The sequence below is a fragment of the Kribbella voronezhensis genome, from assembly GCF_004365175.1.
Lineage (GTDB): Bacteria > Actinomycetota > Actinomycetes > Propionibacteriales > Kribbellaceae > Kribbella > Kribbella voronezhensis.
Genome location: NZ_SOCE01000001.1, coordinates 5,103,964 through 5,112,778, shown reverse-complemented (window position 1 = coordinate 5,112,778; position 8,815 = coordinate 5,103,964). Strand labels below are relative to the sequence as shown.

At 67.0% G+C, this 8,815-nt stretch carries 7 protein-coding genes; 4 read left to right on the top strand and 3 right to left on the bottom strand.

Going from position 1 to position 8,815, the window contains the following annotated elements:
- Position 1 precedes the first annotated feature (1 nt).
- The gene (locus tag EV138_RS23920; RefSeq protein WP_133981024.1) at positions 2-607 is read left to right on the top strand and encodes a DUF6875 domain-containing protein; all 606 of its coding nucleotides are present in this window, start codon (positions 2-4) and stop codon (positions 605-607) included.
- A gap of 51 nt (positions 608-658) precedes the next feature.
- Here EV138_RS23920 and EV138_RS23915 read toward each other — a convergent pair whose 3' ends face one another.
- Both EV138_RS23915 and EV138_RS23910 read right to left on the bottom strand, forming a co-directional pair.
- Positions 659-4,291: a CARDB domain-containing protein gene (locus tag EV138_RS23915; RefSeq protein ID WP_133981023.1), complete on the bottom strand. Its 3,633-nt coding sequence runs from the start codon at positions 4,289-4,291 to the stop codon at positions 659-661.
- Between the two features lie 146 nt (positions 4,292-4,437).
- Positions 4,438-5,397 carry a DUF3800 domain-containing protein gene (locus tag EV138_RS23910; protein WP_133981022.1) on the bottom strand — a complete coding sequence of 320 codons (960 nt, stop codon included), beginning with the start codon at positions 5,395-5,397 and terminating at the stop codon, positions 4,438-4,440.
- A 198-nt stretch (positions 5,398-5,595) separates the two neighbouring features.
- Here EV138_RS23910 and EV138_RS23905 point away from each other — a divergent pair, with 198 nt between their 5' ends.
- From EV138_RS23905 to EV138_RS23895, 3 genes are all read left to right on the top strand, one after another.
- Positions 5,596-6,177, top strand: a complete 582-nt coding sequence (locus tag EV138_RS23905) for an RNA polymerase sigma factor (protein ID WP_133981021.1) — start codon at positions 5,596-5,598, stop codon at positions 6,175-6,177.
- Positions 6,174-7,145, top strand: a complete 972-nt coding sequence (locus EV138_RS23900; protein WP_133981020.1) for a hypothetical protein — start codon at positions 6,174-6,176, stop codon at positions 7,143-7,145. Before EV138_RS23905 ends, EV138_RS23900 begins: the two co-directional genes overlap by 4 nt.
- 108 nt (positions 7,146-7,253) lie before the next feature.
- Positions 7,254-7,787 (top strand): dihydrofolate reductase family protein, encoded by a 534-nt coding sequence (locus tag EV138_RS23895; protein WP_133981019.1) that lies wholly within the window; start codon positions 7,254-7,256, stop codon positions 7,785-7,787.
- Here EV138_RS23895 and EV138_RS23890 read toward each other — a convergent pair.
- On the bottom strand, positions 7,774-8,814 hold the full coding sequence (locus EV138_RS23890) for a GntR family transcriptional regulator (protein ID WP_133981018.1): 1,041 nt from the start codon (positions 8,812-8,814) through the stop codon (positions 7,774-7,776). The two genes, EV138_RS23895 and EV138_RS23890, sit on opposite strands and share 14 nt — an antisense overlap.
- Position 8,815 lies beyond the last annotated feature (1 nt).

Sequence of the window (8,815 nt, the reverse complement as noted above, 5' to 3'; positions counted from 1 at the left end):
CATGTTGACCTACGCCGGCGTTGACTCGTTGGGGCTGCATCTGTACTCCGGCAGCGATCTCCCCGCCGAGCACAGCCCGGAACGCGAAACCGTCGAGACCATCCTGCAGTGGGCCAGCGGCTATCTGACCAACCCGCACGAGGATCTCGGCCGCAACGGTCCTGTCTGCCCGTTCGTCTCCGCCTCGTTGCGCAAGGACCTGTTCCGCGTCGCCGTGCATCCGGGCACGCCTGATCCGGACCAGGTCGCCGAGATGGTCCTGCGTTACAAGGACTGGTTCGGCACCCTCGAACCGACCGAGGGCGCCGGCGCACAGTTCAAGACGGTCCTGATCGCCTTCCCCGATCTCGACGACGACGCCGTGGGCGAGGTGATCGACGGAGTACAACTGCGGCTCAAGCCGTACTTCGTCGCCGACGGGTTGATGCTCGGCCAGTTCCACCAGTTGCCCCCTGAAGCAGGCGGTTTGTGGAACCCGGACTTTCGCCCGTTGCACGCCCCAGTCGCATTGCTCGCGATCCGGCACATGGTCCGCAGTGACCTGCCGTTCCTGATCGACGAGCCGGCCTTCGTCACGCAGTACGAACGGATCTTCGGTACTTCGTGACGCGGTGAGCCCTCGCAACCTCGGGACAAGGTTGCGAGGGCTCGCCGGCTGCTACTGGCCGCTGAAGGTGAAGCTGGAGCCGGGCTCCTTGACGATGTCTCCGTCTCTGGAGTTCGTCACCGTCACATTGCTCAGTACCGCGTTGCCGCGGGCGCCGCCCATCGCGAGGATGCCGGAGCCGTTGTTGGACTTGTCGATCCTCACGTTGGTGATCGCCACGTTCGGCATCTCACCACCGCCGGTCTTGAACTGGATCCCGTCGTACGTCGAGTCGTAGATGTCTGTGTCGCGGATGGTGACGCCGGGGATCGGCAGATTCGACGGGAACAGCGTGATCGCCCCGAACTCCTGGTCCTCGTTCCAGAACGCGCCACCGGTGCGGTAGAGGCCGTTGTTGGAGATCAGCGTCGTCCCGGAGAACGGCAGCGGATCGTGGTCGGTCGCGAGCATGATGCCCGGATAGTTCATCGTGTCGTAGACCAGGTTGTTCTCGATCTTGTTGCCGTAGCCGCCGTAGATCGCGATGCCATTGGCGCGCCACGGCAACTGGACGGTGTTGTTGGTGAACGAGTTGTCGTGGCCGATGTCGACCGACTGGTCCTTGACGTACTTGTTCGCCCAGACGGCCAGCGAGTCGTCGCCCGTCGTCCGGAAGGAGGAGTTGAAGACCTTGGAATTCCTGGTGCCGTTGGAGAAGTTGATGCCGTCGGCATAGGTGTCCCGGATCCGCATCCCGCTGAACTCCAGCCCGTCGGCCGGACCCCACAACTCGGGGATGTTGTCGTAGTCCCGACCGACCCAGACGGCGACGTTGGCGTGCTCGATCCAGACATTGGTGATCTTCGTCCCGGTACCGAAGCGCCCGTTCAGGCCGACGCCCCCTTCGGCGTTGCCGTCGCCACCCCGGATCCGGCCGGACCCGAAGATCGCGAGGTCCGAGATCTGCACGAACTTGTCGATGTCGAAGCCGAAGTTGCCCTCGTGCGGGTGATTGATCCCGCCCGCGTTCTGCGGCTCGATGGTGGAGTAGAGCTGCGAGTACCACATGCCCGCGCCGCGGATCGTGGCGTTGCTGATACCCACCTGGTTGAACTGACCCCGGTTCAGCGGGTCGTCGGTGAGGATCTTCTTCTCCTGCCGCCATTGACCCGGCGGGATCCAGACACAGCTGATCACGCCGTTCTGGTCGTCGGTGACCGCCCGCTGGATGGCGTCCGCGTCGTCGATCCCGTCGTTCGGCACAGCGCCGTACTGCGTGATGCTCGTGCAGCCCGCCGGTTGGCTCAGTGCCGGTGCGACCTGCTCCAGGTCGACCAGGTCGATGATGTAGAACGACGCGGTGTCTCCCGAGTCGCGCTGCAACTTGAACTTGGTCCCCGGCGGGTAGGAACTGCTGAGCAGCGCGTGGGACTCGTCGAAGAGCCGTCGCGCGTCGCCACCAGGGGTGTTCGTCAGCGACTCGGGTCCGTCGCTGTTGCCGTACAGCCAGCTGTTGTGCGACGACAGGTTCAGCTTCTGCGCGAAGGTGCCGTTGACGTAGAGACTGATGGTCGCGTTGATGCCCTGGCCGTCGGCGGAGTCCGGGATCGAGTTGCGGACCACGATCGAGTTCGTCTGGTTGGTGGAGGTGAACTCGACGTACTGGCCGGTGGAGTTCAGCCGGACCGACTGGCGGCCGGACGACTCCGTGGCGAAGTTCGTGTGCCCGAAGGTCCGGAGCGCGTCGGTGGTCAGCAGAGTGCCGGTGTAGTTGGCCGCCTCCGCCTCGTACGACGTATAGGGAACCGCCGCGCCGCGGCCCACCACGATGGCCCGCGAGAACGCGTTGTTGGTTTCGTTGGTCTCGGCAACGACATTGGTCGCGTCCGCCGTGGCCGTCAGGGTGGCTCCGCCGTTGGTGGCCGTCCAGGTACCGCTGACGGCCACGTTGACCGTCGTACCGGCTGCGATGGAAGCGGTGTTGGTGTTGAGGGTCGTGCCACCGACCGTCAGCCGGGTGACGCTGGTCGCTCCCGTTGCGGCGGTACCGCGGTTGTTCACCGAGACGGTGAAGGAGACCTGGGCGCCGACTGCCGGGTTGGGTGGGTTGGAAGTGATGCCGAGAACCTGCAGGTCCGGTCCGGGTGCCTGCGCAATCACCAGTTGCGTGGGTGCCTGGAACGTGTTGTTGGTGTCGTTCTGCTCGACGATCGTGTTGGTCGGGTCGACCACTGCAGCGACCGTGTAACTGCCCTCGGCCTTGGTGCCGGCGTTGGCCGTGACCGTTGCCGAAGCACCCGCGGTCAGCGCTGCCACCGAAGCGGTTCCGACGACCGTGCCGCCGAGGAGGAAGTTGACGCTGGTCGCCCCGGCCGCTGCCGAGCCCACGTTCTGGACGGTCGCCGACAAGGTGATTGGGCTGGTCTCGTTCGGTGATGCGGGGGTCCAGGTGGCCGAGGTGACCACCAGGTCGGGGTTCGGGGCCGGCGTACCGATGACCTGGAGGTCGGCGACCTGGCCGCCCGGTGCACCCGTGTTGCTGAAGATCTGCAGCCGGACGTCGGCAGCGCGGCCGGTGACCGGGATCGTGATCGAGTTCTGATTCGTCGCGGGGTTGAACTGGTAGTCGGTCCGGGCCGAGATCGAGGTGAACGCGGTCGCGGACTGCTCGCGGCCGAGCACCTGGATGCTCTGCGTGCGGGCGCCCCAGGCCTGGTCGGGGTTGAGCTTCACCACGATCGAGTCGAGGTCGGCGTTCGAGCCGAGCTTCACGGTCAGCGTGGCGGGGTAGCCGTTCGACTCCCAATAGGTGCCGATGTTGTTGTCGTTGGCATTCGCGGCAACGAAGGTGAACACCGACGAGGATGCCTCGATCGGCTTGCCTGCGGCGAGATTCGCGCCACCGGACTGGCCGGAGCGACGCACGTGGTTGCTGTTGCCGGACTCGTTGCCGGCGGCATCACGGGCGCGGACGTAGTACTCGACTGTCGCTGAGGCCGGTTGCGCCTCGGTGAACGTGAGCACGCTGGCGGCCACGGTGGTGACGGCCGCGTTGTTGCGGTAGACGGTGTAGCCGGTGACGCCGACGTTGTCGGTCGAGGAGGACCAGTTGAGCCGGATCTGGCCGGAACTCGGTTCGCTCAGCGCGAGGTTGCCGGGTGCGGTCGGCGCCTGGGTGTCGCCGCCGGTGTCCGGGCCGTAGAGCTCGAACTCGGAGAGCTGACCGGCGGGCCAGCCGGTGTTCGCGGTGATGCTCAGCCGTACGTAGCGAGCGGACGTCGCCGGGAAGGTGATGGTGACCGTGTTGTTGCTGGCCGGCGCGAAGTTGTAGCCCGCGCTGACGACAATCGTGCTGAAGGTCGACCCGTTCGTACTTCCTTGTACTGCGAGGGTCTGGGTGCGTGCGCCCCAGCTCGCAGGGAGTTTCAGGACCGCCTGGTTGACGCTGACCGTGGCGCCGAGGTCGGCCTGGAGCCATTGCGGGAACGCGTTGTTGTTGCTCTCCCAGTACGAGTTCTGGTTGCCGTCGCCGGCGTTGTTCGCCGGGTACTCACCGAGCGAACTGGCTGCGGAGAGAGTCTTGGTGAGGGTTGCGGTGAAAGCTGTCGTTGCTGCTGAGGCGGGTCTCGGCAGGAGACCGGCGGTGAGGAGCACCGCCGAGAGCAAGCCGATCATCAGCCGCCACGCAGGCTGCTTGGGTCGCATGGACTGGTCCTCCGTCGTTCGGGCGGGGGCGGGAGGGACTGCGCCGAACTCACAAGAGGTGTTATGCAAAATTGCGTTGATTTGCCAACTTCTTGCGGGACGGTAGTCAAAGGTTGCAGGGCCGTCCTCGGTTCGTCAACACCTCGTCACACTTCGGCGGGCAGCGCGAGCCGACGGCCGGAGGCCTCGTCGGCCCAGAGCGACGACCGGAGGACATACGGCTGGAGCAGCGCCGTCAGCCCGGCATCGGCACAGCCGTGCAGTTCCTCGGTGGCCAGATGACGAGCCACTCCGGCGAGCAGATCCGCGACCTGGACCCGCGGATGTTCGCGGGAATCGACCTGCCGAAAGCTGCCCAAGGATCCGCTCAGAAGTGCTCGGATGCTGTCGACGCGGTGCGGAGTCAGCGCGCTCTGCTCGTCGTGGACGATGTCGACCGCGCGCTCACCCCGGCTCCAGTGCAAGGTGGTCTCGACCAGCCCGATCAGCAACGGCTCGAGCGGCGGCGGAACGCTGGACCGGTCGTCGAGCAGAGTCGTGAGGACGCCCCGCACCCGCCCCCGACTCCCCCGAAGACGCCCGACCAACTCCAGGTCGCCGTCAAGGCGTCCAAGGGCATCGAAGAAGTTGTCCACCGCCGGCCGATTCACCACCCGGTGCCGCTTGGTCCGCATCATCACGACGAAGCTCGTCAGTACGGCGTACCAGTTGGCCGAACCGAAGATCGTGGGCGCTTCGCGATGCAACTCCGCGGCAGCCTCGCGAAGGCCGGGCGCGAGACTCGTCCCGGCCGCATAGGTCGGCTCGCCGAGCAGGAAGTCGACCATCCGGTAGACCACGAAGAATCGCTTGTCGATCAGCTGGACCGAAGCTGCCCCTGCGAGTGACTCCAGCAGACACTCGACCGCCGAGCGCTGCCGCAGCAGCTGGGTCGACTTGTACTCCGACTGCAGGTGCCGCGAGTTCGCCCGGACGCGCCCGAGCACCTCGGCAGCTTCCGCCGCCGGGAGATCGACCGCGGCGTGCGTGATCACCGGCGTCCGCGGATCGAGAAGATTGGTTCCGGAGAACCCCGACTCGTCGCAGGCGATCTCGACAGCTCGCATAGGCATCTGCTCCTGCCACCATCATTCCGACCCGTCCCCCGTGCCCGCCACCCATTTCCGGTCAGCACTCCACTTCGATCGGGAACCTTTGGGCGGCCCGCGACACAGAAGGGGCATGAGTCAGCGCGCAGGGGCAGACAGCCGTGACGGAGGAAAGGGGACGTGATTGGTCTTCAGGGCAGGCACGATGGGGTGATCATGACGGCGACCGACCGGGTGCTGTGGGACCGGGCTTCCGGCGGGGACTCGGAGGCCTTCGGGCAGCTGTACGACCGGCATGCTCGCGCGGTCTACAACTTTCTCTACCGGCGGACCGCGTCGTGGAGCGATGCGGAGGATCTGACCTCCGCGGTGTTCCTGCACGCCTGGCGGCGGCGGGCCGACGTCGTCCTCGACCGGGATTCGGCCCTGCCCTGGCTGCTGCGGGCGGCCGACTACACCGTCCGCAACGAGTGGCGGGCCAAGCTCCGCTACCGCCGGGCGCTCGCGGCAGCGCACCTGCTGGCCGATCATCAGCGGGATCACGCCGACGAGGTGATCGGCCGGCTGGACACCGACCACCAGCTCGAACAGGCCCGCGCGGCGATGAAACGCCTGCCCCGGCAGGAGCGCGAGATCGTCGAGCTGTGCGTCTGGTCGGGACTCGACCAGCAGGCGGCGGCCGTCGCGCTCGACATTCCCCTGGGCACGGTGAAGTCCCGGCTCTCCCGGGCCCGAAAACACCTGCGCGAGCTGGGTATCAACGATCCTTCGAAGACTTCCGTGGAGACACAACCATGAGCAACCTGACCACTCCCCCGGACCACGAGCTTCCGCGCCCGGTCCGTGACCGGCAGCGCGACGAACTGGTCGCGATCGTCGACCACGAATTCGGCGCACCGCGCCGACGCACCGCCGTACCACTGCTCGCAGCCGCGGCAACTGTCGCAGTCATCGCCGGCCTCGCGTTCGGAGTACCGGCTCTGAAGGGCGACAAAACAGCACCGGCCGGTACTGCGCCGGCTGCCGGCGGCACCAAGGTTGCTTCCGGCAACACTCCGAAGGATGCCAAGGCAACCAATGCGCCGCCACTGGCCAGACCGATACCGGCCGAGATCCGGCAGCTCGGTGCCGCCGAGACGGCCGCGTTCCGGAATCAGTGCATCGAGTTCACCAAGGGCGCTCAGCGTTCGTTCGCGAGCTTCGAGGTGATCCACGCGTTCGAGTACGTCGAGACCGCGCGGCCGGGACTGACCAAGAGTTGGTTGGTCGCCCGGAAGGGGATGGACTACTGGATCTGCAGCCGCTCCGGCGACGGCAGCATCGCGGGCGACAGCGCCTTCGGCCCGAACATTTCACCGGCGGGTAAGGACGTTCCCTACCTGTTCGCCCCCGTCGACGGACGCGGTGAGGGCACCGGGATGTACATCCCGTCGGTCGCCCGGGTGACCGTTCAGCACCACGGCGACGCCCCGGTCGAGGCGGTCCTGAAGGACGGCTTCTGGTTCGCGCCGATGGAGCAGGACAGCTTCCCGCTCCCCACCAACGGCGCCAAACCGACCAGGCAGGACAACCACCTGATCGGCGTGATGCCGGGCTGGACGATCCGTGGCTACGACGGTGCCGGCAAGCTGGTCTACGACTCGGCGAAGAACGGCCCGCGGGTGGAGAAGTGCTACAGCAACCCGGCCCGTACCGAGGTCCTGGTCGTCAACTCCGTCAAGCATCCGACGCCGGCGACCTGCGAGCAGCTGTTCGACTGGAAGTGAGCTCCTGAACTCGTCGCCGGCGAAGCTGTCGCCGGCGATGAGTTTCTCCGGTCTCGCTCGTCTCAATGGTTCAGCTGAGACAAACTCGCAGACAGGAGGTCGATCATCATGGCGAAGGTGCTCTACGCGGCCAGCATCTCCCTGGACGGTTTCATGGCCGGACCGGGCGGTGACATGTCGTGGCTCACGCCGTACCTGGGGCCGAATCCTCAGGTCAGCGAGCTGATCCCGCGGATCGGGTCGCTGCTGGTGGGGCGGCGGACGTTCGACGGCGACGACCCGCACAAGGGCGACGAAGGCGAGGGCAAGGCATTCGGCGGCGGCTGGGAAGGACCGCAGTACGTCGTCACGCACCGGCTGCCCGACCAGAACCTCCCGGACATCACCTTCGTCGACGACTTCGCGAGCGCGCTCCATCAGGCGAAGGAGGCCGCCGGCGACAAGTACGTGAACGTTCTCGGCGCCAGCATGGGCCGGCAGTGTCTGGAAGCCGGTGAGCTCGACGAGATCTTCGTCTGCATCGTCCCGCTGCTCCTCGGCGACGGCGTCCCCTTCTACCCCCAGCTAGGCACCATCAAGCTCGAGCGCCTCAGCCAAACCGGGACCGAGTCGGGAACCAACCTCTGGTTCAGGGTCGGCTGACCGGCCCGGTGGAGTCCCGGACGACGAGGTCGGGGATCAACGAGATCTGGCGGCGCGGGGACGCCGGGTCGGCGAGGCGGGCCCGCAGCGTCTCCACCGCGAGCCGGCCGACGTCGAACTTGGCCGGCGAGACGGCGGTGAGCGGGACGTCGGACAGATCCGCGACCTCGTCGTCGTAGCTGATCACCGAGAGTTCGCCGGGGACCGAGATGCCGTTCGCGAGGGCCGCGTTGAGCAGCAGGGTGGCCTCGCGGTCGGCGAAACAGATGACCGCGGTGGCCTTCTTCCGCAGGAGTTCGGCGAGGAAGCGCTCGGCATCGGCAGTCGTCCACCGCTCGCGCGACTCCACCAGCACCGGGATGTCGCCGAGTCCCGCGCGGACCTGCGGAGCCGTATGAGGGCTGACCCGCTCGAGATAACCGATCCGGGTATGCCCGAGGCTCCGTAGGTGCTGCACCGCGGCGCGGGCCCCGGCGGCATGGTTCGAGCCGACGAACTCGTGCAGCGTGGTGGGATCCTCCAGCCCCCGCTCGACTAGCACCACCGGTACGTCGAGGTCTTCCAGGCCGGCCATGCTCGGTCCATCGGCCGCCAGGATGAGCCCGGCCGCGCCCGCACTCACCAGCCCGTCGACAGCCTGCCGCTCCTCGACGGAGTCCCATTCGGTCGACCGCAGCAGCATCTGCGCGCCGTGCCGGGCGAGTTCGCGCTCGATGCCGACGATGATGCGCGGGAAGTAGTACGTCATCGACGGCACGGCCACGCCGACCAGAGGTCCGGTGTCGCTGCTCGCGATGTACATCCCCGAGCCCTGCCGGCGATAGACGAGGCCGTCCTGGACGAGCAGATCGACCGCCCGCCGGACCGTGTTCAGGCTGACGCCCTGTTCGCGGGCCAACTGCTGCTCGGTCGGCAGCTTGCCGCCGGGCCACCGCAACTCGGCGATCCCGCGCCGCAACTCACCGGCCAGATGCCGCGCCTTCTGCCCGCGGACAGCCTCGGCCGCGGGTACCTCGGATGCGCTCACG

What these genes read in the sequence shown, in the direction of transcription:
- EV138_RS23905 (WP_133981021.1), top strand. Translation starts at nt 5,596, where the DNA reads ATGACGGCGACCGACCGGGTGCTGTGGGACCGGGCTTCCGGCGGGGAC.
- EV138_RS23915 (WP_133981023.1), bottom strand. Translation starts at nt 4,291, where the DNA reads ATGCGACCCAAGCAGCCTGCGTGGCGGCTGATGATCGGCTTGCTCTCG.
- EV138_RS23920 (WP_133981024.1), top strand. Translation starts at nt 2, where the DNA reads ATGTTGACCTACGCCGGCGTTGACTCGTTGGGGCTGCATCTGTACTCC.
- EV138_RS23900 (WP_133981020.1), top strand. Translation starts at nt 6,174, where the DNA reads ATGAGCAACCTGACCACTCCCCCGGACCACGAGCTTCCGCGCCCGGTC.
- EV138_RS23895 (WP_133981019.1), top strand. Translation starts at nt 7,254, where the DNA reads ATGGCGAAGGTGCTCTACGCGGCCAGCATCTCCCTGGACGGTTTCATG.
- EV138_RS23910 (WP_133981022.1), bottom strand. Translation starts at nt 5,397, where the DNA reads ATGCGAGCTGTCGAGATCGCCTGCGACGAGTCGGGGTTCTCCGGAACC.